24 protein-coding genes and 1 pseudogene are annotated in these 21689 nt (G+C 41.3%); 16 read left to right on the forward strand and 9 right to left on the reverse strand.

Translation table 11 applies throughout. The annotated features are described in order from the left end of the window. The first annotated feature begins 1095 nt into the window (after positions 1 to 1095). The 6 genes from NL645_RS17780 (at position 1096) to NL645_RS17825 (ending at position 4909) form a co-directional block, all read left to right on the forward strand. Positions 1096 to 1617, forward strand: coding sequence for a GNAT family N-acetyltransferase (locus tag NL645_RS17780; RefSeq protein ID WP_253652131.1), 522 nt, complete (start codon positions 1096 to 1098; stop codon positions 1615 to 1617). A 156-nt stretch (positions 1618 to 1773) separates the two neighbouring features. Beyond that, positions 1774 to 2199 carry a hypothetical protein gene (locus NL645_RS17785; protein WP_046875188.1) on the forward strand — a complete coding sequence of 142 codons (426 nt, stop codon included), beginning with the start codon at positions 1774 to 1776 and terminating at the stop codon, positions 2197 to 2199. 135 nt (positions 2200 to 2334) lie between these two features. Then, positions 2335 to 2766, forward strand: a complete 432-nt coding sequence (locus NL645_RS17795) for an NUDIX domain-containing protein (RefSeq protein WP_046875189.1) — start codon at positions 2335 to 2337, stop codon at positions 2764 to 2766. A 1162-nt stretch (positions 2767 to 3928) separates the two neighbouring features. After that, positions 3929 to 4243 (forward strand): hypothetical protein, encoded by a 315-nt coding sequence (locus NL645_RS17810; protein ID WP_046875190.1) that lies wholly within the window; start codon positions 3929 to 3931, stop codon positions 4241 to 4243. Between the two features lie 134 nt (positions 4244 to 4377). Further along, positions 4378 to 4563 carry a hypothetical protein gene (locus NL645_RS17820; protein WP_046875191.1) on the forward strand — a complete coding sequence of 62 codons (186 nt, stop codon included), beginning with the start codon at positions 4378 to 4380 and terminating at the stop codon, positions 4561 to 4563. After that, positions 4553 to 4909 (forward strand): hypothetical protein, encoded by a 357-nt coding sequence (locus NL645_RS17825; protein WP_046875192.1) that lies wholly within the window; start codon positions 4553 to 4555, stop codon positions 4907 to 4909. Before NL645_RS17820 ends, NL645_RS17825 begins: the two co-directional genes overlap by 11 nt. Positions 4910 to 5170: 261 nt before the next feature. On the opposite strand, the gene NL645_RS17835 is transcribed toward NL645_RS17825, so the two are convergent. From NL645_RS17835 to NL645_RS17845, 3 genes and pseudogenes are all read right to left on the reverse strand, one after another. Beyond that, positions 5171 to 5680 carry a hypothetical protein gene (locus NL645_RS17835; RefSeq protein ID WP_253652132.1) on the reverse strand — a complete coding sequence of 170 codons (510 nt, stop codon included), beginning with the start codon at positions 5678 to 5680 and terminating at the stop codon, positions 5171 to 5173. After that, a complete protein-coding gene (locus NL645_RS17840; protein WP_253652133.1) occupies positions 5667 to 6494 on the reverse strand; it encodes a hypothetical protein in 828 nt (275 codons plus the stop codon). Before NL645_RS17840 ends, NL645_RS17835 begins: the two co-directional genes overlap by 14 nt. 60 nt (positions 6495 to 6554) lie before the next feature. Beyond that, positions 6555 to 6822, reverse strand: a pseudogene (locus NL645_RS17845) (PAAR domain-containing protein); the annotation flags it as partial. Positions 6823 to 8135: 1313 nt separating this feature from the next. Between NL645_RS17845 and NL645_RS17860 the strand changes: the two are divergent. The 6 genes from NL645_RS17860 to NL645_RS17890 all read left to right on the forward strand — a co-directional run bounded on the left by NL645_RS17860 (position 8136) and on the right by NL645_RS17890 (position 12282). Next, entirely contained in the window at positions 8136 to 8534 is a 399-nt protein-coding gene (locus NL645_RS17860) for a lysozyme inhibitor LprI family protein (protein WP_005483218.1), read from the forward strand. 157 nt (positions 8535 to 8691) lie between these two features. Continuing rightward, the gene (locus tag NL645_RS17865) at positions 8692 to 8997 is read left to right on the forward strand and encodes a hypothetical protein (protein ID WP_021707519.1); all 306 of its coding nucleotides are present in this window, start codon (positions 8692 to 8694) and stop codon (positions 8995 to 8997) included. Positions 8998 to 9264: 267 nt separating this feature from the next. Then, on the forward strand, positions 9265 to 9744 hold the full coding sequence (locus NL645_RS17875) for a type VI secretion system amidase effector protein Tae4 (protein WP_253652134.1): 480 nt from the start codon (positions 9265 to 9267) through the stop codon (positions 9742 to 9744). Continuing rightward, entirely contained in the window at positions 9726 to 10091 is a 366-nt protein-coding gene (locus NL645_RS17880) for a T6SS amidase immunity protein Tai4 family protein (protein WP_046875310.1), read from the forward strand. The genes NL645_RS17875 and NL645_RS17880 overlap by 19 nt, the downstream gene beginning before the upstream one ends. A 1327-nt stretch (positions 10092 to 11418) precedes the next feature. After that, positions 11419 to 11739: a DUF5675 family protein gene (locus tag NL645_RS17885; RefSeq protein WP_253652135.1), complete on the forward strand. Its 321-nt coding sequence runs from the start codon at positions 11419 to 11421 to the stop codon at positions 11737 to 11739. A gap of 261 nt (positions 11740 to 12000) precedes the next feature. Next, on the forward strand, positions 12001 to 12282 hold the full coding sequence (locus tag NL645_RS17890) for a hypothetical protein (protein WP_253652136.1): 282 nt from the start codon (positions 12001 to 12003) through the stop codon (positions 12280 to 12282). A gap of 67 nt (positions 12283 to 12349) precedes the next feature. On the opposite strand, the gene NL645_RS17895 is transcribed toward NL645_RS17890, so the two are convergent. After that, positions 12350 to 13500 (reverse strand): IS3 family transposase gene (locus tag NL645_RS17895; RefSeq protein WP_118789488.1). Its coding sequence is split into 2 segments (ribosomal slippage): positions 12350 to 13263 and positions 13263 to 13500, totalling 1152 coding nucleotides; the frame shifts between segments, so codons are not numbered across the junction. A gap of 342 nt (positions 13501 to 13842) precedes the next feature. Between NL645_RS17895 and NL645_RS17900 the strand changes: the two genes are divergently transcribed. From NL645_RS17900 to NL645_RS17910, 3 genes are all read left to right on the forward strand, one after another. Beyond that, positions 13843 to 14196 (forward strand): DUF1428 domain-containing protein, encoded by a 354-nt coding sequence (locus NL645_RS17900; protein WP_012841750.1) that lies wholly within the window; start codon positions 13843 to 13845, stop codon positions 14194 to 14196. Between the two features lie 306 nt (positions 14197 to 14502). After that, a complete protein-coding gene (locus tag NL645_RS17905; protein ID WP_253652137.1) occupies positions 14503 to 15129 on the forward strand; it encodes a LysE family translocator in 627 nt (208 codons plus the stop codon). A 142-nt stretch (positions 15130 to 15271) separates the two neighbouring features. Then, the gene (locus tag NL645_RS17910) at positions 15272 to 15613 is read left to right on the forward strand and encodes a hypothetical protein (protein WP_074191397.1); all 342 of its coding nucleotides are present in this window, start codon (positions 15272 to 15274) and stop codon (positions 15611 to 15613) included. Positions 15614 to 15660: 47 nt separating this feature from the next. Here the strand turns inward: NL645_RS17910 and NL645_RS17915 are convergent, their stop codons facing one another. From NL645_RS17915 to NL645_RS17925, 3 genes are read right to left on the reverse strand one after another with little or no spacing between them, the layout of a single operon-like run. Then, positions 15661 to 17016 carry an FUSC family protein gene (locus NL645_RS17915; RefSeq protein ID WP_085344867.1) on the reverse strand — a complete coding sequence of 452 codons (1356 nt, stop codon included), beginning with the start codon at positions 17014 to 17016 and terminating at the stop codon, positions 15661 to 15663. A gap of 14 nt (positions 17017 to 17030) precedes the next feature. Continuing rightward, positions 17031 to 17894, reverse strand: coding sequence for an HlyD family secretion protein (locus NL645_RS17920; protein WP_031780619.1), 864 nt, complete (start codon positions 17892 to 17894; stop codon positions 17031 to 17033). 10 nt (positions 17895 to 17904) lie between these two features. Next, positions 17905 to 18117, reverse strand: a complete 213-nt coding sequence (locus tag NL645_RS17925) for a DUF1656 domain-containing protein (RefSeq protein WP_012841753.1) — start codon at positions 18115 to 18117, stop codon at positions 17905 to 17907. 302 nt (positions 18118 to 18419) lie between these two features. Here NL645_RS17925 and NL645_RS17930 point away from each other — a divergent pair, with 302 nt between their 5' ends. Next, a complete protein-coding gene (locus NL645_RS17930) occupies positions 18420 to 19337 on the forward strand; it encodes a LysR family transcriptional regulator (RefSeq protein ID WP_085344865.1) in 918 nt (305 codons plus the stop codon). Between the two features lie 218 nt (positions 19338 to 19555). Here the strand turns inward: NL645_RS17930 and NL645_RS17935 are convergent, their stop codons facing one another. Both NL645_RS17935 and NL645_RS17940 read right to left on the reverse strand, forming a co-directional pair. After that, positions 19556 to 20548 carry a DUF2955 domain-containing protein gene (locus NL645_RS17935; RefSeq protein WP_065646397.1) on the reverse strand — a complete coding sequence of 331 codons (993 nt, stop codon included), beginning with the start codon at positions 20546 to 20548 and terminating at the stop codon, positions 19556 to 19558. Then, positions 20538 to 21602: an HlyD family secretion protein gene (locus tag NL645_RS17940; protein ID WP_046875202.1), complete on the reverse strand. Its 1065-nt coding sequence runs from the start codon at positions 21600 to 21602 to the stop codon at positions 20538 to 20540. Before NL645_RS17940 ends, NL645_RS17935 begins: the two co-directional genes overlap by 11 nt. Positions 21603 to 21689 lie beyond the last annotated feature (87 nt).

A 21689-nucleotide genomic window follows, 5' to 3' on the forward strand; every position in this document is an offset into this window, starting at 1 on the left:
TTGCGGATAAATTATCGACCGAGAAAATGTTTAGACTTCAAGCAGCCAGCAATTGTATTTAAAGAAATGGCATTGGCTGCTTGATATTAGCGAGTGTCGCACTTCGCAGTTGAATTCGGGGGTTTTTAACTAGTCAGACTAAGGAGGGTGAGCTTATGGGTATGAAAATTATCAACAAAATTAGTAGTAAATTTAAGCAACTTTCAAAATGTGTTGCCATGTTTTGGGAGAACCACCGCTCTTTTAAGTTTAACTTACTGATGATCTGGTGAAACTCCGGTGAAAAGAGCAAATTAGTAGGTGCGCATAGCCCAAATCACCTATAGCGCACTGAAATATAACAAACAATTTAAGAGCGATTCAGCACGCATGGCATTTTTGGTTTGGGGTGAATTTAGTGTTTACGGTGGTCTAGTTAAGTGTCGTGGTCGCGTGCTTCACACCTTAATTGGGCGTTAGTCGCCAGAAAAAGCTAGCAATCAAAATCATGTTTCTAAGCTTAAAATTTGGCTGATGATTGTTTGCTATACAGGCTCCTCATTGATGGTCAGAACTCAGTCTCAGCTGTTTTAAGTCCAAAGTTTTGCAAGTGTCCAAGCGGTTTTTTGTTCTTTGTGCTGACAGAACAGGGCAATCGAGCGTCTGTTCTTGGTTGCAACTCTGCTCGGTAAGTTTCTTGGTTCAAAAGCTGATTTATTTGCTGAAAGAACGTTTTCTCTGGCGTTGTAAGTTCCACGTGGTTTCATTGACTTTGTTGAAGGTCAGCACTGTGAGATTGGTTTTCCAAAAGCGCTTTTTGGTGTTGTCAGTCCGTTTTCTACGACGTTTTATGTTCCAAGTAGTTTCATTGAGTAGCTGCTTTGAGACTACGCCTGACTTAAATGCATCAAAGCACATAAAGTTTGTTGTTCGCAAAGTTTAGTTCGGCTTAAAATTGTCGCTCGGTGCCTCGCGACTAACAAACTGTTTAAGAGTGATTCGCAACGCGTGGCATTTTTACTATGCGTTGGTTTTAGTGTTTAAGGTGGTATGCGGTGGCATCGGTATTGCGTTGCTCACACCTTAACAGGGCGTTAGCCCTTTACAAGGAAAAGTATGAAGATCGTATACGAAATTGATGTAACGAAAGAACAGCATGAAGCTATAGAGTCTTTAAGAAACCAGTCGTTCCCAGATCACCAAGCTAATCGCTCCTACTACAAACAGCTACCTCATATGCGTGCTTTGCAATATGAAAACAACATACTCGTTGGTTATTTAGGGCTAGATTATCGCGCGATAAAAGTCGGTGATGAAGTATATAACGTCTTGGGTATCATTGATTTTTGCGTTGCCGAACAGTGGCGAGGTAAAGGTATTGGTTTACTGATGCTTTCTGAAGTCTCATCGTTTGCACAAGGAAAGGCGGTCGATTTCATCATGCTTATCTCAGAGTTGGATGAATTTTACAGAAAACAAGGTTATAGCAAAGTTGAGGGTACCCATTCTTGGCTAAGGCTTCATGAGCACACAAATTATGGTGTTGCGGTAGAGCACATTGATGAACTGTTTATAAAGTCCATAAGTGGTAAGCAATGGGCAAATGGGCATGTCGACTGGCTGGGTTATATGTACTAATTGGTCACAGGGCTAACAAAGCGTTCAAGAGGGATTCTCAACGCTTGGCGGTTTTGGTTCAAAGTTTAACTTTTGTGTTTATGGCACAATGGTTTAGTTAGGGTGGCAGCGTTGTTCACCCCTTAACGCGGCGTTAGCTTTCTTTGGGAGAAAGAAATGAGCCAATATTTGATCGAACCAGAAGTTCCTGGAAACTTGGGTGAAAATACGCTGGCAAATTTCGATTTGCATCCACCGATAATAGAAAAGCTACATTTTCAGTTTGATGGTTGGTTAGGTGATGATTTATTGACTTCATTTCCATGCTTTTTAGTCTCTGAGCGTTTAGCAATGGCCTTACGCTCATCGCAGTTGTCAGGATACAATCTGGAAGTGGCTGAAATATCTACTTCTAACGTATTTGAAGAACTGTATCCAGAGTGTACGTTACCTCGTTTTTCGTGGTTCCAAGTATCTGGAACTATAGATAAAGACGATTTTAGCGTGACAGATACTGGGCTACTCTTAGTTTCTGAAAGGGCAATGGTTTTGTTACAAAGGTATCAATTAAAAAATGCTGACGTCGTAGAGTACGAAAGCTAACAAATTGTTCAAGAGGGATTCAGCACGCGTGGCATTTTTACTATGCGTTGGTTTTAGTGATTAAGGCGGTATGCGGTAGCACCGGTGTTGCGTGCTTCACCTCTTAACAAGGCGTTATATACACGGGAGAGTTCAGTGGAAGAAAGAATCCGAAAGAGGGAAGTCAAAGTCTGCCCTATAGTGCTTAGAAAATCAGGAAACAATCGCGAGTTACTGCTGTTTGAACATCCATTAGCTGAAGTTCAGTTGGTTAAAGGCACATTAGAAGAGTCGGATATTTCTATTGAAAGTGCAGCCTTGAGAGAGCTGAAAGAAGAATCAGGGTTATCTAGCGTATCAAGAACTCGCTACCTAGGTAGTTGGGAAAGCAGTTTTCAAAATCATTTGTGGCACTTCGTGCTTTGTGAAATAGAGCAACAATTACCGAATAACTGGAGTTTCTTTACTCAAGACGACGGTGGGCATGAATTCAATTTCTTCTGGCATAAAGTAGGCAGTCAGCCCGATTTTAAGTGTCATAAAGTATTCTCTGACGCCATCAAACAAGTGGAAATTCTGTGCATATAACAAGCAATTTAAGAGGGATTCACAACGCTTGGCATTTTTGCTTCTACTTCAAGTTTAGTGTTTATGGCACAATGCTTTAGGTGCGGCGGTAGCGTTGCTCACCCCTTAATTGGGCGTTAGTTGCCAACGAGAAAAACGCAGCTAATTCGCAAAATTTTAAAGTTTAATCGGTTTGTTTTGCTTCAAAATCTGTTGTTGAAATTGTCGGTTTGGATCCAGAGTTTGCACAATTGATTTGTTCTTTTGTGTGGCGGCTTTTGGGCTAAACGGTCGTTATTTTTCTGCTGAAACTTTGCTCTGTGAGTTTACCGTTTCAAAAGCAGATTTATTGGGTGAAAGTCCGCATTGTGAGATTGCCTTTCCAAAAGGGCTATTTGGTGTTGTCAGTCCGTTTTCTGCGGCGTTGCATGTTCCAAGTGGTTTCAGCGACAGACGCTTTGAAACTACGCCTGATTTGAGTTTTACAAAATACGTAAAGGTCGTGTTGGTAAATCGGTAATAACCTTCAAATCAAAGCCTTGGGTCTGGCAACTAACAAACTGCTCAAGAGGGATTCACAACGCGTGGCATTTTTACTATGCGTTGATTTTAGTGATTAAGGTGGTTTGCGGCGGCTTCAGTATTGCGTTGTTCACCCCTTAGCAGGGCGTTAGTTGCCAACGAGGAAAAATGTACCTGAAGCAGAATGTTTAGGGCTAATGTCGATGTGTTTCTGGCTAGGTTTTCGTATTTCCATTTCTAGTTATTTGGATTTGTGAAAATCGTGTTTTGGTTCCTTGTGCGGTTTGGGTTTTCTGCAGCAGACGCTGATTAGCTTGTTGAAAGTCTGCTCTGCTGTATTGTCGTTCCAAAAGGTTTGTTTGGTGTTCAAAGTCCGTTTTCTACGGCGTTGTAAATTCCAAGTGGTTTCAGTGACAGTCGCTTTGAAACTGCGCCTGATTTAAGTTTTTCAAAATACGTAAAGCTCGTTTTGGCAAAGCTACAATTAACTTCAAATCAAAGCGTTAGGCTTGGCAACTAACAAAGCATTCAAGAGGGACAGTCAACGCGTGGCGAGTTTAGTTTAAATCTTGGCATCTGTGTTTACGGTGTTAAATTGAAGCCTGGTGGTAGCGCGTTGCTGCCCCTTAATGCGGCGTTATGTGGTTAAACAGGATGAGCTATGAGTTGTGATAACTGTAAACAAATTAAATTGGAAATCAGCAATCCGAATGACTTGGTTGAAGCAATTCTCCTTGTTAGAAGAAACGTCGAATCTAAAACTCTTAAATACCTAGGGTACGGTGCTTTTGGTGAACCTTTTTCAAGATTTTCTAAAGGGAAGTATTGGGGCGATATCGTAAATAACTATTTTGCTTGTAGATCGTGTGGGCAACTAATCCATCTCAGAGCAGGAACTTATCACGGAAGCGGCGGTCAACTGATTCATAGAGCTGCGCTGACTGAGAAAGTTAGCATAGATGGCTTCACCACATAACAAATTGTTTAAGAGTGATTCGCAACGCGTGGCATTTTTACTATGCGTTGGTTTTAGTCTTTAAGGTGGTATGCGGAAGCATCGGTATTGCGTTGCTCACACCTTAACAGGGCGTTATGTATCAGGAGAACTTGATGAGTATCGAAGAAAGTCTATTTAAGACGGAAGAAGAAAAAGAGATGGCTGCCGGTATCGTTAAGTCATTCATTAAATCTGTAATTGGGTATGGTGGTGTCGATATAAAAGGTTTATCGGATGAGGAAGCGTCCGTTAAGATAAAAGAGTACTTAGAGGAATTTCTAGATAAATATGATTATTGATCATAAAGACACCTTGTTGGAAGAAGCTAGGAGATTAGTCTCAGAAAATAAAACTGACTTAGCTTTAGTGACGTACGCGACTTGGTGGGAACATTGGATTAATGGCGTCTTAGAGTCAAAACTGTACCGCAAGGAAATTACGGGCAAAGAGTTTAAGCAGGTTATTACTTCTCTCAACAATCGCGCAAAAACATCCTGGTTTCTCAAACTTATTGAGCTACCACTATTTGATAAAACGCATTTAGAAGTGATGACTAAGCTAGCAGAGAAGCGTAATAGCTTTGTCCACTATAAATACCCAGTAGATACCGGTGAAAGTGAGAACTTAACAGAGTTTTTTGAATAAGTAGAAAACTCGATTCTTTATTTCATAGACTACGAAAATATCCATATATTCCAATCTAAGCCAGACTTTGACTTCTGATACATAACAAACTGTTTAAGAGTGATTCGCAACGCGTGGCATTTTTACTATGCGTTGGTTTTAGTGATTAAGATGATATGCGGGAGCTTCGGTATGGCGTTGCTCACACCTTAATGCGGCGTTAGGTGACTAATCAAAACTCAGCCTCCGAACCATCAAGCTAAGGTTCGGAGGTAAGGGGAGTTACAGTTGTCCTAAGTCGATTTTTTTTGCAATTTCCTTCATCGTGTCAATCATTCCGTGTTCAAATAAGAGTGAGTCTGTGAAGGTGTAGGATTTCGACCATACGCTTTCGGGTTCTTTTCTGTCTAGAGTAATAAATGTGTATCCACTGCCGCCTTCGCCATCGGCATTAAAAGCGCGTCTAAGTTTTAGCCGCTCACCATCGACAACACCTTCATCGTTGAATTTGCCTTTGGGTAATCCGCCTTCCGCTGCGGTTTTAAAAAACTTACCTTCTAGTGTGTCTAGGAACCAACGCAAGCCGTGTTTAGGAAACTCGATTTGGTAGTGTAGCCATTTACTTTTTCCGGTTCGTTTGTTGGTAAAGTATTTTGCGGTTGCGAGGATGATGTAGTTATCAATCAATAGAAAGTAGAAGTTTTTTGTTGCTTCTTCATCATCCGGTACTGTTGCAATCAAGTTCGGGTCTTGAGCTACCGTTAGTGGGTCTATATCTTTAAATTGCTTCATTTGTTTTTCCTTTCCCGATGTTAATTCGCTTTATGGCTCCCGCTTCTTCTAACGTTCCCAATGTTTGTGGGTTTTTGTCCCACGTAAAGGTTTCGGGTGGCCCGTACTCTACGTCGTCATCTATATAACCAAATGGGGTAGTGTCATATGACACATTAATGTCTCTGGTGAGGCCATTGCCAAGGAAATGTTCATTCGCGCCTAAGCCTTGTTCTATTTGATGGCGAGTACGTAAGGTGTCGGCCTGGCTAGGGATAAAGCCAAGTTCTTGGCAATATTCGATAAAGTCTTCCTGCTTTTTTAGCTTTATACCTTCTTCTTCGGCTGATACTTTGACTTGTTCATAGTATCGACTGAACTCAGGTGTCAAACATGGTGCAATTAAATCGAGGCTATCTTCAAATTCAGAGGACAATTCAGATTCCGTAAATCCACCCATTCTCTCGTAGGTGGGAATAAAGCTATGCATATCGCCGATTTCATTGGCTTTTTGGTGGTCGATGAGCAATATGGTGTATTCACAGTCTGGTTTATATTCAATTCCTACTGCATTGCAGATAGCTTCTGGGTCAGTATCGCCATGCTCAGCTTGAGTAAATGTAGTTGTCCAGTATTTTAGCTTGGTAATGCCTTCGGGCTTGTAGCCAATGTAGCCATCATCCTCATTGTATTTGGACTCGATAATACGAAATAGCAGGGGCTCATTTAGTCCTTTCTGGACAATCTCTCTTTTGTCAGCAGTAGAGTACGCAGAACCCGGTAACGCCGCACCACCTTCACGAGCTGCATCGACATAAGGTTTGGTTTCTGCCAAACGCTGCTTTGCTTCATGGAAAGTCTTGGGTGGTGGTTGTTTATCGGCGCGATATTTATCACCAATTAAGACTGTGGGGTTGCCAATGACAATCTTGCCTCCGTGGCTCGTTGAGTCCCCATTCTTGCTGCTGGTTTACCGTTAATAAATACGGAGCCAGAACCTTTGCTTATGGAATCAGGAGGACCAACACAGATGAGGCGGTCCCCTTTTCGAGACGCAGGTAAGCCACCAATTTTCACATTGGGTGAACTAACGACTACAGGGCCGCCCACATGCGGAACTGGCAGATGTGCATTGATGTTAATGTTGCAGCGGGTTTTTCCATTATAATCCCTTTTTGTGGGTTAGGTTGCATATCTTAATCCTGATAGGACAACTATATTCTGTGACTAGTGTAATATTTGGAGCCACATCACCTAACAAACAATTTAAGAGTAATTCGGCACGCATGGCATTTTTACTATGCGTCGGTTTTAGGGATTAAGGTGGTATGCGGCAGCATCGGTATTGCGTGCCTCACACCTTAATTGGGAGTTATGAGCTAAAGGATAGTTAGGAGAATAGTTCTGTTGATCAGTGTGGCTGTTTTTTTGTGTCATTGTGGGTTTCTACTTTTGGTATGGAGAAAGTGATACGTCGGTAAAGGAAGCCGGTATTGCAATGCTTGTCTATATTGCGTATACGATTTTGTATTTGTTTGTTCTGCCTTTCCCTTTGGGCACGTCATCACAAATGGGGCAATTATACGGTTTTGTGCCACTGTTATCTTTTGGGGCCATTTTATTTCCTCATTTAAATACACAATCACCGGAAACAATAACACGAACAATCGGTTGGGTTGGCCTTATCACAGTTGCGCTTATCCTCGTTTGTTTCAAACTTTTTGTCTGGTAAGTGGGCAACGTAAGTACGCTCATAACAAACTGTTCAAGAGGGATTCAGCACGCGTGGCATTTCTGATATGCGTTGATTTTAGTTGTTAAGATGGCATGCGGCAGCATAGGTGTTGCGTGCTTCACCCCTTAACTGGGCGTTAGTTGCCAACGAGAAAAACGCAGCTAAAGCAGAATGTTTAGGGTTAACGTTCGTATGTTTTTGGCTCGGTTTTCGTATTTCAATTTCTAGTTATTTGGGTTTGTAAAATCGTGCGTTGGTTTCTTTTGTGGTTGTATTCTCTATTTCAGAAACCGATTTATATGTTGAAAGTTAGCTCTGTAACATTGTTTGTCCAAAGGCGCTTTTTGGTGTTGTTAGCTCGTTTTCTACGGCGTTGTATGTTCCAAGTGGTTGCAGTGACAGGCTCTTGGAAACTGCGCCTGATTTGAGTTTTCCGAAATACGCAAAGACAGTGTTGGCAAAGCGGCAATTAACATCAAATCAAAGCTTTAGGTTTGGCAACTAACAAAGCATTCAAGAGGGATCCACAACGCTTGGCAGTTTTGGTTTGAATCAACTTTAGTGTTTACGGCACAATAGCTTAGGTTGGGTGGTGGCGTTGTTCACCCTTTAATGCGGCGTTATATTAATTCGTCAAGTCACAAAATATCAACTAGGTATTGATCGTATTATTGAGCCTAATTGTTGTCCGTGCTCCATCATATGTGTAACGTTGCTCTTGTCATTACATATGGAGATTGTATGAAACAAGTATTCTTGCCTTTATTATTACTGACATCTTTTAGCTCATTTGCTCAAATTGAACACCCTATTGATGTTGAGCTAGAAGCATGTATATCCGACAACTCAAGCACCGCCGGTATAGGAAATTGCGGTAGCAAAGCTCATGAACAATGGGATGCAGAATTGAACTATTACTACAAAACGTTGATGAACGTTTTGGATAGTAATCAAAAGTCCAGTTTGCGAGAATCTCAACGCTCATGGATTAAATATCGTGACCTTGAAGTTGCCAATATCAAATCAATTTATGGTTCCAAGCGAGGGAGCATGTGGGGATTAACCGCCCTTTCAGATATAACTGAAATTACAAAAGAACGAGCCTTAGCTCTAAAAAAGTACTTCGAGAATATAAATTAATATAACAAAGCATTTAAGAGTGATTCCCAACGCTTGGCATTTTTGGTGTCATCGTTGGGTTTTGTGTTTAGGGCGCCATGGTTTAGGCTTGGTGGTAGCTTTGCTCACACCTTAATGTGGCGTTATGTGCATTTGCCTAGAAACTAGGAAATTCACTATGATTAAGTTACGTCAAAGTGGAAAGGTGTTCAGTATGGATAGTTTCGAGTCAAAAGGTGAGTTGTTACGAAATCACGCCAAAGGTTTAGTTGTTGAGTTTATGCAAAGTCATCCCGACTGCTCCCCAAACAGCCTTGGAATGAAACAGGCAGAGATTTTTAGGCGTTGTGGTCTTGGCTGGGGAGAACAGCGTAAAGCAACCCCATCGAACCAACAATATTGGCTAGTAGCTTTGTTACGACAACTTGAGCAAGAAGGTGTAGTTGTTCAGGTGGTAGAGTCTGGTCCTTGGAGACTCTGCTAACTCAGAGAGTACGCACATAACAAACTGTTCAAGAGGGATTCGCAACGCGTGGCATTTCTACTATGCGTTGTTTTTAGTGATTAAGGTGTTATGCGGAGGCTTCGGTATTGCGTGCCTCACACCTTAACAAGGCGTTATAACTCTTTTGTCAGTTTTATTGTTACACCTTTGATCTTGAAGAGCCTCAAGAACAATTAACTTGTTGTTAGTATGGTTGCTTATTTTGTGAGACCTTTTCGTTCAAACAATTGATGGGGAGGTTTTTAAGTGGCAGCACGTCCTAGCTTACTAAAAATGAAAGTGGCTTTTGCAAAGGTTAACCGAGATGTATCGGACGTTGGTACAATAATTGGTGGTAAAGTGAATCACAATATCAATGTGCTAACACCAGAGCAGGGCCGTTTTGAAAATGCATGTGCAATTCGGAAGTCATATGCACTTAATTATGCTGGTTTTAAGGTTCCTTACATTAAAAATAAAACTGTATCTGGTGGACAGGGAAATTGGTATATCTACAGAGTCAGGGATTTGATCAGCTTCTTGCATCAAAAGTTTGGTGAACCTGAGGTTGTAATTGAAAATCCTAACGCGAATAAGTTGGCTGACTACAAAGGTATATTGGTCGTTGATGTGGATACTTGGCTAGATGCATCAGGGCATGCAAGTATTTGGACTGGCTCAAGGTGTACGGATAGTTGTTACTTCCCACAAGCAAAGAAGGCGTACTTATGGAAACTAGAAGATTAGTCAGCACTATATTTGTTGCAACTTTTAGCGTGGGATTAAGCGCAAGTCCATTGAGCACTCAAAGTGATGAGCAGTTATTTAAAAAATATGCGCTTTCTTCTTGTATTGCGACTTATTACAAGGGCTCCGATGTGGCCAAAGATGCGGTAAAGGCAATGCAAGGCTACAGAGAGTTTTCTAATTTGCCTTTAGATGCATTTTTTGAGCTCAGTGAATTATTGAGCAATAAGAATATTGACTCTTATAAATCAAAAAGTGGTAGTGCAATAGAATTGGCATATTGTTTAGACTTCGCGAACTCAGAAGACGTTCATAAGCTATTGACTAAGGAAAAATCAGAGTTATAATAAACTGTTTAAGAGTGATTCGCAACGCATGGCATTTTTACTATGCGTTGCTCACCCCTTAGCAGGACGTTAGTACGGGTTTGGCATCAAAGGTTATAAGTTTTGGTGTTGATCTATTTTGGCGCTCGTCTTTACACTTTTCAGTTTGTACCTTTCACGTTCTTTCCGGTGGCACCATATGAGGAGTGTTTGCTTTGATTTCACCGTTTACGGCTTCTAACTCTTAGTCTATTTCTTTGGCGCGTCTTCATTTTCGTGGTTGCTTTTGAGAGAACCTTGATTACTTTTGGTGTGGTTGTTGAAGTACGAGGACCGAATCCTTTTCTAATTTGAAGCAAGTGAAAGTAGGGTTGTTCAGTGCGTTTTTCTTCTAGCCAACTTTCGTCTTTCAATGGGGTGAAGTTTTGTAGCTGCCCGTCTCACTTCAGTGTTCAAAGCCTTTCATATCATGTCACTTTTCAATACCTTGGAGCGCATAAATAGAAGTTGCGCATGTACTAATAAATTGCTTAAGAGTGATTCGTAACGCGTGGCATTTTTGGTTTTATTCAGCTTAAGTACTTATAGCACAATAGGTTAAGTTCAGTGGTAGCGTTGCTCACCCCTTACCGCGGCGTTATGTTTCTTAGTCGAGTATAGAAAACTATAGTTAATATTTAAATGCTTATTGTGGAAAAGGAGAGTTCATGGATGTGTATTAGTTACTAGCATTTGCGGCTTTTCTAGTGCTCATATCTTCAATGATAATGCTCCTTGGGAGTAGTATTTTCCTCGGGTTACAGATGGAAATACTAGACCCGAGTAGATATAAAACGATCTACTTTTGTTTGTTTCTTTTTCTAGTGTGCTCCTCTTTAATTACGTAAGAAGTAGCGAAAATATCTCGAAGTATCCTAAAAGTAGTTCTTGGTTGTTTACTGTCATTCGATATTCTATGTTTTCACTCTTCATATCCTTTGTGTTTATGGGGTTTTCTGCTTTTTTTGCAGCAGGTAAAAGCTAAATTTGTGGCCCGCGAAATGGTTCGGCTCATTTACGGTAATGTACTGGCGGGTGATAATAAACATAACAAATTGTTCAATAGTGGTTCGGCACGCGTGGTATTTTTACTATGCGTTGGTTTTAGTGTTTACGGTGTAATGGTTGAGTGCTGTGGTAACGTTGCTCACCACTTAAGCGGGTGTTATCTGTCTACACTAAAGTTGGTGTAAAAAACGTAACACTCAATTTCATGTAAGTTAGCGATGCCTCCATTAATAATGAAACACACCTGTTGTAATAACACTGTTCTGTTAATTTCATTGATGTGATAGTAAGGTAAAGAACAATGAAAAAGTTAGATGAAGCTAAATTAAATCTAAACTGTACAAAGCAAATGCGAGAGACAACTTTAGGTAAGTTGACTATCGAAGGAGTAAGTAAAAGTTGGTTTGTGCTTGAGTCCGCAGGACCAGACTCTATGACGGAGGGCTCTGACAAAAGAATCAAAGCAGGCACATACAAATTATTGTCTTATAGTTCATCTAGGTATCCTAATGTATATGAACTACAAAATGTTCCGGGTAGGTCATTCATTCTAATCCATGCCGGAAATTATCATCAAGACACTCTCGGCTGTTTGATGCCTGGTAAAACATGGGGAAAGTAGCCAAGTCACATTACTATGTAGGTAGTAGCAAATTGGCTTTGAAAGAAATATTTCTGAAATTGCGAACTATAAAAATCACCATAGATATATCTAACCAGTTGGAGCAGCAACAATGATAAGGAATATAATAATGCTTATGATGTCTGTTTTTTTCTCACTGCCAATGTATGCTAAAAACCAAGAGGTGAATCTCTTACATAACTGGATGATAGAAAACTACCAATCTATAGAATCAAACCTTGAAAAAAAGAAGCTTTGGAAATGGTTCCTGCACTTTTTTCTTTGGTAGAAATTTGGAAGCGTAGAGACGGAGCTATTTCTGGAGAAGTTTCGCCCTTATTGCTGGTTGCGTTAAAAATAGAGCCCCAGAATACTTTACTTTTACTACCTGAAAACCCTGAGTCCTTTAACAAATGGTTAAATGAGTTAGAAGGGATGGTGTTCACAGACCATACAGGTGATGAGAGCAATCAGTTAGAAAAGCTAAGAGTTGATGTATTAGCAACAATGAAATCTTACTCTAGAAAAAGCCAGATAAATTGAAGTCGATGGCTGACGCACTCATTGAAAGGTTGGAAGTCATAAGAGTGAGAGTTGAATAGCCACCGAGTCAGTAGACACTAGTTAGTCTTCTCTCATATTGCTTCTCATACTCTACAGGCGACAATTGATTATTGGAACCGTGCCTGCGTTTTACGTTGTAGAACATCTCAATATATTCAAAGATATCCATGCAAGCATCTTCCCGTGTAGAGTAGATTTTTCGTTTAACTCGTTCTCTTTTCAGTAACTGGAAAAAACTTTCTGCCACAGCATTATCGTGACAATTACCTCGACGACTCATACTGGCTTCCAGTCCATGTTGCTTTAAGAACTTGTTCCAGTCGTGACTCGTATACTGACTGCCTTGATCTGAATGTACGAGCACCTTTTGACTTGGAGAACGGCGCCATATAGCCATTAAAAGCGCATCCAAAACCAACTCTTTAGTTATTCGACTTTTCATCGACCAACCAATCACTCTTCTAGAAAAAAGATCGACAACAACGGCAAGATACAACCAACCTTCATGTGTTTTTATATAAGTAATATCGGTCACCCACGATTGGTTTGGAGCCGTTGGATTAAACTCTCTGGCTAATTTGTTAGCCGAAATGACATGTTCAGTACCCGCTTTAGCTCTGGGTTTACGATACCCGCGTTGTGACTGTAAGCCTTCTCGTTTCATCAAGCGATGTACTTGGTTGATTCCACAGAATTCCCCTTCATCTCGTAGGTCACTGTATATCTTCCGATAGCCATAAACCCCACCTGATTCCAGCCAAAACTGTTTAATAAGTCCGAGAAGATACTTACGCCGTTTCTCTTGTTTGCTGTCAGGGTATTTTAGCCAGGCATAAAAACCACTTGGATGAACCCCAAGGATTTTACACATCCGTCTAACAGGCCAAACTGACTGGTTGGCTTTGATAAAGGCGTACCTCAGTCGGACTGGCTTGCGAAGTACACCGCGGCTTTTTTTAGTATATCCCGCTCTTCGGTAACTCTTTGCAGTTCTTTCCGAAGCCTACGAATTTCGGCACTTTCATCAGATTGAGCTTGGTGTTGGGAGGAGTCGGGACCGTAGCGCTTCACCCAAGCATAAAGACTATGGGTAGTCGTCCCTAAGCGGTTGGCAACATCAGCCACACTATGACCTTTTTCCGTGACCTGTTTTACCGCTTCAATTTTAAATTCTTCTGGATATCTTTTGCTGCTCATAAGCACCTCTCTGTTAGTCATTTTGTCTAACTAAAAGGTGTCTATCAAGTCGGTGGCTATTCAGCCAGCTTCAAAACGTTTATCGTGATTACCGCTTTACTCACTTTACAATAGGTGGGATCGGGCATACTGAAGAGGAACGTATTGAGTATTCGAGTGTTTTGGAGATTATAAATATGCTAACCAAGCTTGATCCAAACACATACCTTTCAAATATGCATTTAAAGTCCAAGCTAGGAATGTAGCTCTCAAGCTGTATTACGTACCTGCTTCTATGATTTGGCATCATGTGCATACTTTTTATTGAACTATGGTTATAACTCCAATGAAAGGAGTTTACTTATGTCATACATTGATGGGTTTGTCGCTGCAGTACCGACAGCGAATAAAGAAAAGTATATCGCACACGCAAAAATTGCAGCAGAAATGTTTAGGGAGTTTGGGGCATTAAAGGTTATTGAGACGTGGGGAAGTGAAGTACCAGACGGTGAGATCACATCATTTCCCATGGCAGTTAAAGCTGAAAGCAACGAAACCGTTGTGTTTTCATGGGTAGTCTGGCCTTCAAAAGAAGTTAGAGACTCAGGGTGGCAGCGGATCATGGGGGATCCTCGAATGAGTCCTGAGAATAACCCAATGCCGTTTGATGGAAAGCGTCTCATTTATGGTGGATTTGATGTTATTTTGGAGCAGTAAAATACCAGAGAACTCAAGCTTGATTCGTTACACTTGGCGTTTTAATCAGGATTACGCTTCTGATGTAGATTAAATAGGGCATTCCGCGATAAGCGTTGATAAAACTCCGTGTGGAAGCTTATAGTAAAAATGGAAGGATAAATTATCCACTGATTGTCGTATCAGCTATAGCTAGCCCCGGGCCTGCGATGGCAGGCACGTTAATGAACTACGGTCAACGCCTTGATAACTAACGGGAACCTAGACGTTGCATTACTTGTAGTTCGATGAAATGTTATCCCGCAAGACGTTAATTTGGAGAAAAGAATGGATTCAAACTCACTATTATTATTTGTTGTCGCTTGTCTCGCTATCAACATGATTCCTGGACCTGATGTAATTTATATTGTTTCCAATACAATGAAAGGTAAATTATCTGCTGGGCTGAAAGCGGCTCTGGGGCTTGGTGTTGGTTACTTTTTTCATACACTAGCGGCATGTTTAGGTTTGTCAGCAATAATTCTGAGTTCATCTTTGACTTTTAGCGTTGTTAAATGGTTAGGGGCCGCTTACCTAGTTTATTTAGGTGTTCAGTCATTACTGTCCATGTGGCGTGGAGAAAATAAAATCGTTGAAAACAAAAATGTTGATAATAATAAAAATGTGTTTGTTCAGGGGGTTATCGTCAGCGTCTTGAATCCAAAAGTAGCGCTATTCTTTCTCTCGTTTCTGCCTCAATTTATTGATACGTCTGCAAGCTCAACATCAATGCAATTATTAGTACTTGGCTTGCTGTTCAGCGTACTTGCGACGACATGTAACGTTTTGTACGCATCTGTGGGTAATTGGGTATTTAGTCGTCCACACTCTCAACGATATTCAAGAACTCTTGAAGGTGTTTCGGGTATTCTGCTTATCAGTCTAGCGAGTAAAGTGGCATTTAGTGATCGCTAGTGGGTGGAAATATTTGTATAAGAGAAAACCTCAACGCTTGAAATGAGCAATTCAACGTTGGGTTGCGTTTTTATGGCCAACAGTTTTTACTTGGTGTTGTTATTGGTAATACATAAGCGTAAATCAGCAACAAGGATGTGTAATGAAAAATAAGATGTGGATCTTCGCAATTATCTTGCTCATTGGTGGGCCTTCACTATTGCCATTTAGTCTGGAAGTTATTTCTATCATCGAGTTATTTGGGCTGTTAGGGTTGTGGACGGTTTATTCATCCTATGCTGAATATTTGATCAAGCATCCTCGGCTCAAAAGAGGCGCATCTTTAGCTACATGTTGGGATCTTCAACCTCAAATATTATTCTCACTTCGTGATATTAAAGTATTCCCACTGCTGATATTTCATATGTTTCCTGTTCAAAGTGTGTTGGTTTGGTCTTTAATTTTTACCTTTTCGGGCAGTGTTATTTGCCATTACGTAATTTGATCTAACCCACTGTTCAAAGCATTTCCTTATTAAGTTTAATTGCTTGTTTAAGCGGTTACGCGGGGATGAAACAGGTCATTAAATAACTTGGCGATCATCAAAATGAGCATGATGTTTACCAGCATGAGTAAAGGTGTTTCGATACGATACTCCGGGGTCAAGTTAAGTGCGCCTGAGGTTAATACCACTAATAAATTGACGCCTAAGACCCTATGGATCATCAGCTGTGGTGTAGAAAATACCTCCCAAATCAAAATAATATTGATGAAATAAAATAACCCTAGTTGCCAGAGTTCAGTCATCATGGGCATCAAGAAGATGTATTGCAGCAGTATCACTGAACCTGTTCCCAAAACGCCAAAGAAGGCATCTTTAACAACGCTAGGAGGCATTGTAGGTACTATTGATGAAAAGACACCGGCCAACATAGGGAAGATAAACCCACCTGGTACAGGGAGATAAATCCAAACCAATAACGAGGTGATAAACATCGATAGGCCTTGTAAAACCTTTCTGCGGTCTTCTTTCAAATGCTGTATGAAAGTCCGGTGTTCACGATGCCAAGATGTTTTCTGTTTCACTTGTTCTGTCAATAAGGTACGACCAATTAGATGCGTGGTTGGCTGAGTGATATCAAATAGTGTCAGGTTTTGAGCCACAGGTTTCCAGTCAATATCATCACAGTGAGGCTTTTCCACTTGTTCAAGTAATCGTTCTTGAATACGTTTCATCTCTTCGAGGCGCTGATGCCACAGTTTTCGATGTTCTTTGAGGTGGTAACTGCCTGTGAGCGGTAATCCCAGTAGTTGGCACATCTTCTCAATGTTTGTTGTGTTGGTTTCAAGCGCATCAATATCAATGTCATTTGGTTTGTCCATAGCTTTAAGCAACACCTCACGGCTGCTCTCAAAGCGTTGAATGAAATTCTCTTCAGTATTCACTGGCCAAACCAAACGATAAACAACGGAGAAGGTAATGATGCCAAGAATAGTTTCCTGCATTCGAAGTACTGCGAAATGGAACGTCACTTGACTATCAAACCCTCCCATACAAGCGATGATAGAGCACACAGCAAAGCCTATGGAGAACACATAACCGTACTTTTCGTCGCTCGACATGAAAATGCATACACCTAAAAATAGGGTAAAAAAAGTCAGGAACAAGAAGCGATCTTGAGAAAATGCTGTGATGAGGAAAAAGGCATAGCCGATGCCCAGTAGGGTTCCCACTAGGCGATTATGACCTTTGTTTATCGAGTGAGCGAAGCTTTCATTTAATGCCATTACCGCGACGGCGATCGCTGCCCAATAGGGTTTCTCCCATTGAAACCATAAGGCGAGGCAGATTGCGATAACGATAGACAGTGCAGCTTTTATTGCTTCTTTGGTTGAGGCATTAAACATACATTTCACCGCATTTATTGTTTGATGATTTTGATGGATGCCGTCATACCGACGCGTAGTTGAAAATCTTTTGGTAAGTTGTCTAATTTCACTTTAATTGGAATGCGTTGAGCTAAGCGTATCCACTGAAAGTTAGGGTTCACATTAGGCAGAAGGTCGTTACCTGTACTACCGTCTTGCTTCGCGATGCCGTAACCAATGCTCTTGATTTTGCCTTCTAGCACCATTTCGTCGTGCATCATTAAGGTTACGTATGCTTTATCTTGTGGATCAACACCAACTAAATCCGTTTCTTTGAAATAGCCTTCGATCCAAAAGCTGTCTTCATCAATTAATGCTACAACTGGTGAGTTTGCGACAACTTGGGAGCCGGTGCGCAGATTAAAATTGGTGATGTAACCATTTGTTGGAGCGTACACCTTGGTGTAATCAAGGTTCAGTTTTGCTTCTTCGACGTTTGCTTTCGCCAGCTCCACGTTTGCGATTGCTGTCTCTACGGCGTTGTTCAAATTGTTCAACGTCAGCACCGATACCGCGCCAGGTGTACGCTTTTCTAGTTCCAGTGCACGTTGTTCTTCATTTTTGGCTTTCGCTAACAACGCAATGGCTTGCTTTTGAGCCGCCTGGGCTTTGTGGTAAGACGCTTTATAAATGCTTGGGTCAATCTCAAACAGTAAGTCGCCCGCATTAACTTGGGAGTTGTCTTCAACATATACCTTGATGACTTGCCCGGTTACACGGGGCGTTATAGACACAATGTACGCGCTGACATGACCATCTCTAGTCCAAGGATTGTTTGAGTATGATTGGTAGTAACTGAAAATCACAGTGCCAGCGGAACACAGTAATAAAAATGTGATTAGATAACGTTTTATCACGGAATTTGCCTCAAAAGATGGTTATGAATCGACCAATAACGCCAGTAAAAATCACAATTAGGCTCAGCTCAGCAAGTGCTGGAAACGCAACGTATTTGTGTACCCCTAATTTTGTTGCAACGGTTCCAACCAAAATGGTGAGAATGTAAGCCAATGCAATAACCAGCAACAAGGGTGGGAAGTAAACTTCACCCCACACAAGCTCATGTGGCATTGAGTTCATAGTGCTTTTCTCTATTTATTTGATGAATGCAAAGATAAGAGAAATCCTACAAATGTAATAATCGCTTTTGTAGGATCAAATCCATCAATGTATTTTTTTAGAGAGTTCGTAATGAGTTACGTCTGATGTCGAACGTGCTTTAAGGGGAGTGTGAGTGCGATAAGTTTTCGCATTTACGTGCGGAATAACTACGTATCTAATGATGAAGATAAAAGCCTCGAGTCAACCGTCGCTCTTTCGAGCTAGCATTCTCAATAACTTGTGATAGTTTAGCCATGTAGCCCTAAGATATAAGAAAACCTATGAATTTTAGTCTTGAACAACTATTGGCATTCGTTGCTGTTTACGAGGAGCTTTCGTTTAGCAAAGCCGCTGTAAAATTGAATAAGCACAGAACAACCATCGGGCAGGTTATTACGAATTTAGAAGATCTACTTGCTGTGAGCTTGTTTAATAGGGTTGGCCGTTCTGTAGAGTCCACTGAAGATGCTCGCCTTCTTTACCACTATGCAAAGCAAACAATTGAACAAGCCCGTACGTTCGACAAAGTCGCATTGAGCCTTGCTTATGGTGGCTTAGAGAGTGTCAGCATTGCCTATTCTAGTGCTATCCCACATCGTTTGCTGGTGTTACTTCGTGTTCAATTAGCGGCAGATTTTCCGATGATGCGAGTTAACTTTTTTGTTCGTAACCGTAACGAGATCAAAGAAGGTTTAGCGACTGGTGAGTATCAGTTCGGTATTGTAAATGTACATGATAGCCGTGCAATACACAGTCTAGACTCGACGTTTTTAGGTCACTTTGAATTTGTTCCCTTTGTCCAGAAAGGTGGTGAACTGGCTTCTATGGCACCCGACCGAGTGTTAACTGCGTTGAGGAATAGCAAGCAATTTGTGTTGCGATCTTTCATTGAAGAAGGAATGGGTGAAAAAGTTATCGTCAGTTCGAATCATGAAGAAGTCGATCAGCTGGCTCTTGTTGTAAAAATGGTTGAAGCAGGGCTAGGGTGGGCGATTCTTCCTAGAACGCTGGCTCATTCGGAATTTTCTAATAATGATATAGAGCCCGCTGAAGTCTGTGAATTACTAGAAGGCTTTAAGTTTGGTTTTGGCCTTTGGTGTCAACCCTCTAAGCAAATAGGGGATGTAAAAGACTCTATCATGAGGGTTGTTACGGCGTATCGGGAGAAGCTAATCCGCGATTTTAAAGCGACGCCATAACCGTATTCATCCAGACCACATTTATAAACAAGACTCAATTCGAGTCTTGTTTTTTACTTGAAAAATTCTTCTCTTCTGATTGGACGTTAATGTTTATTGGGAGGGAGTAATCTTCTGTATGTGATTATAAAATCGATGCTTTTTTACTTATTCAAGCTTCGTTCAATGAGAAAGCTCATATCGCTCAGCCGCTTTAGTTTAAGAAAGAGAGGCTGCAGTTATTTTACCTCTTGCTCTGATCTAAATAAATTGAGAACCAGTACCCCTAGAACTATAGCGATAGAAATAGAGACGAATCGAGTCATTTGAGCAGAAAATGATTCGATGCCCGTATTGTTAATAATCTGGTAAGTCAGCACAGTGAAGTTAGTAAAAAGCAATTGATAGATGGTTAAGTGTGTCTGTCGACGTATTGCAAAACACGCTAGTTGCAGGCCACAAAAGATGGTAACGCCAAGTACAACGTAAGTAGGTGCACCTGTGGCTACTGCAAGCATGCATGGAATAGTAAACAAGATCCCTAGGCTTGTAGTGATAATTCGATACCGCCCAAAGGAATGACTGTCTTGATTAACTGGGTGCTTAATCATGCTGCCAAATGTTATTGCGATCAATAGCGTTTGAGAGCTTCCAGATGATATTAGCGCGTACAAAACAACACACAATGCGGTTGCTTTAAAGACGATAAGCCCGATATGTTCGTTTGCACCATCAAGAGTGGTTTGGTCTGGTTGTATATCTTTTTCGTCCCCAGGGAATAGCCAAAAGCTAATATATGTGGCAACCAACGCAACAATGAAACTAGTAAATAAGACCCATGGCAACCCCTCAAGCGACAACCCCATTTGTTGGCTTGTGACCACGATAATCAATACAACAATCAAAGTGAGTGTCGAAACGATGTCTTTGGGATCGCGATGACTTCGGTAATAACTCCAACAGAGAAGTGACCAAGTAAACAGTAAGAAGCCACTAGGAGAGCTCATGAGCGCTCCTGCTAAAGTTACGATGCCAAAGCTGAGAAGTGAGAGTATTACCAGCAATTTCACCATCATGTTGAACGGGGGCTTAGATGGCATCAGAGTTAGAAAAATCACAACGAATATTGGCGCGATAAAGGGAGTAGGCGCACCTGAATACTGTAAGTAAAACAGTAAAAGAATCGGAGTGAAAACCAATCTAATGATTGGATTTGCTGAACTATGAAACATAAGTCCAGATACTCAACACTCTCATCCAGAAAGAGGCCAGCCACTCTCCAAAGGTGCTTTGCTCAGTTAAAAAAGCGACCGTTGCTTTCGAACCATAACGTACGTTTTCGGGAATATCTCCGCCTTCAAAAACAATATTTACAGGATAGCGCTGTGCATTTAAGGAGTTATTGTCTGCAACCAAAAAGCCAGTTGTCGGATCGACGTCGTTACTGCCACCAGTACCCCAACCAATGCTTTCTACTCGCCCTTCAAACACTCTGCCAGGTAAAGCATCCAACACAATCTTTGTTTTTTGTCCCGCACGAACATGCTCGAGTGAGTTTTCGCGAACAAGCGCTGATACCCACACGCCTCTCGGATCAATGAAAGTGACAAGAGGTGATCCAGTTGTCGCTTTTTGCCCAACAGTGAGTTGTAAGTTAGAAACGATCCCCTTTGATGGAGCAATCACTTTCGTTCGTTGTAAGTCGAGTTGTGCTTTTTCTAGATTTGCTATAGCTGCGAGAATCTGGGGATTATCTTGCCCTTCGGGACCAAGATTATGCTTGGCTTGAGCTAAGGACGCTTCTGCTGCCTCTAATGTGGCTTGAGCTCGTGCTTTGGCTTCGATGGCGTTGTCTAGCTCAGATTTACTCAATACCCCTTTTGCGGCGAGCTCGGTTACGCGAGCTGCTTGTTCTCTTGCGTTGTCACGAGCTGCGAGTGATTCAATGACCTTAGCTTGTGCCACTTCAACAGCCGCGGTGTTGGCTCCAATGTTTTGACCAGCAATGGCTAAGTTTGCTTCGGCTGAACGCAGATTAATTTGATAGTCTCTTGGATCAATTTCGAAGAGCACATCACCAGCATTGACGACTTGATTATTGCGAACATGGATTTCAGTTAGGTTCCCCGAAACCTCTGGAGTAATACGGACAAGATAAGAATGAATCCGAGCGGTGCCAGTGATTGGTGTTACTCGATCAGCCCACAAGCTATATAGCCAAACCACAAAAACGAGGCCAATAATAATAAAGCTTAACTTTCTGGAAGATGATTCCGCTTTAGACATCCAATTCTCTCTTGTTACAATACGTTAGATAAACAATGTTACAACATGTGACATAAACAATGCTTCCAAAAAATCAACTATTTGTTA

The organism is Vibrio sp. Y51_MX_L26, from assembly GCF_024181935.1.
Classification (GTDB): domain Bacteria; phylum Pseudomonadota; class Gammaproteobacteria; order Enterobacterales; family Vibrionaceae; genus Vibrio; species Vibrio diabolicus.

Bases quoted from the DNA above. Each gene is read 5' to 3' on its own strand.
- NL645_RS17780 (WP_253652131.1), top strand. From the start codon at position 1,096: ATGAAGATCGTATACGAAATTGATGTAACGAAAGAACAGCATGAAGCT.
- NL645_RS17785 (WP_046875188.1), top strand. From the start codon at position 1,774: ATGAGCCAATATTTGATCGAACCAGAAGTTCCTGGAAACTTGGGTGAA.
- NL645_RS17810 (WP_046875190.1), top strand. From the start codon at position 3,929: ATGAGTTGTGATAACTGTAAACAAATTAAATTGGAAATCAGCAATCCG.
- NL645_RS17820 (WP_046875191.1), top strand. From the start codon at position 4,378: ATGAGTATCGAAGAAAGTCTATTTAAGACGGAAGAAGAAAAAGAGATG.
- NL645_RS17825 (WP_046875192.1), top strand. From the start codon at position 4,553: ATGATTATTGATCATAAAGACACCTTGTTGGAAGAAGCTAGGAGATTA.
- NL645_RS17835 (WP_253652132.1), bottom strand. From the start codon at position 5,680: ATGAAGCAATTTAAAGATATAGACCCACTAACGGTAGCTCAAGACCCG.
- NL645_RS17860 (WP_005483218.1), top strand. From the start codon at position 8,136: ATGAAACAAGTATTCTTGCCTTTATTATTACTGACATCTTTTAGCTCA.
- NL645_RS17865 (WP_021707519.1), top strand. From the start codon at position 8,692: ATGATTAAGTTACGTCAAAGTGGAAAGGTGTTCAGTATGGATAGTTTC.
- NL645_RS17880 (WP_046875310.1), top strand. From the start codon at position 9,726: ATGGAAACTAGAAGATTAGTCAGCACTATATTTGTTGCAACTTTTAGC.
- NL645_RS17885 (WP_253652135.1), top strand. From the start codon at position 11,419: ATGAAAAAGTTAGATGAAGCTAAATTAAATCTAAACTGTACAAAGCAA.
- NL645_RS17890 (WP_253652136.1), top strand. From the start codon at position 12,001: ATGGTTCCTGCACTTTTTTCTTTGGTAGAAATTTGGAAGCGTAGAGAC.
- NL645_RS17900 (WP_012841750.1), top strand. From the start codon at position 13,843: ATGTCATACATTGATGGGTTTGTCGCTGCAGTACCGACAGCGAATAAA.
- NL645_RS17905 (WP_253652137.1), top strand. From the start codon at position 14,503: ATGGATTCAAACTCACTATTATTATTTGTTGTCGCTTGTCTCGCTATC.
- NL645_RS17910 (WP_074191397.1), top strand. From the start codon at position 15,272: ATGAAAAATAAGATGTGGATCTTCGCAATTATCTTGCTCATTGGTGGG.
- NL645_RS17915 (WP_085344867.1), bottom strand. From the start codon at position 17,016: ATGTTTAATGCCTCAACCAAAGAAGCAATAAAAGCTGCACTGTCTATC.
- NL645_RS17925 (WP_012841753.1), bottom strand. From the start codon at position 18,117: ATGAACTCAATGCCACATGAGCTTGTGTGGGGTGAAGTTTACTTCCCA.
- NL645_RS17930 (WP_085344865.1), top strand. From the start codon at position 18,420: ATGAATTTTAGTCTTGAACAACTATTGGCATTCGTTGCTGTTTACGAG.
- NL645_RS17935 (WP_065646397.1), bottom strand. From the start codon at position 20,548: ATGTTTCATAGTTCAGCAAATCCAATCATTAGATTGGTTTTCACTCCG.
- NL645_RS17940 (WP_046875202.1), bottom strand. From the start codon at position 21,602: ATGTCTAAAGCGGAATCATCTTCCAGAAAGTTAAGCTTTATTATTATT.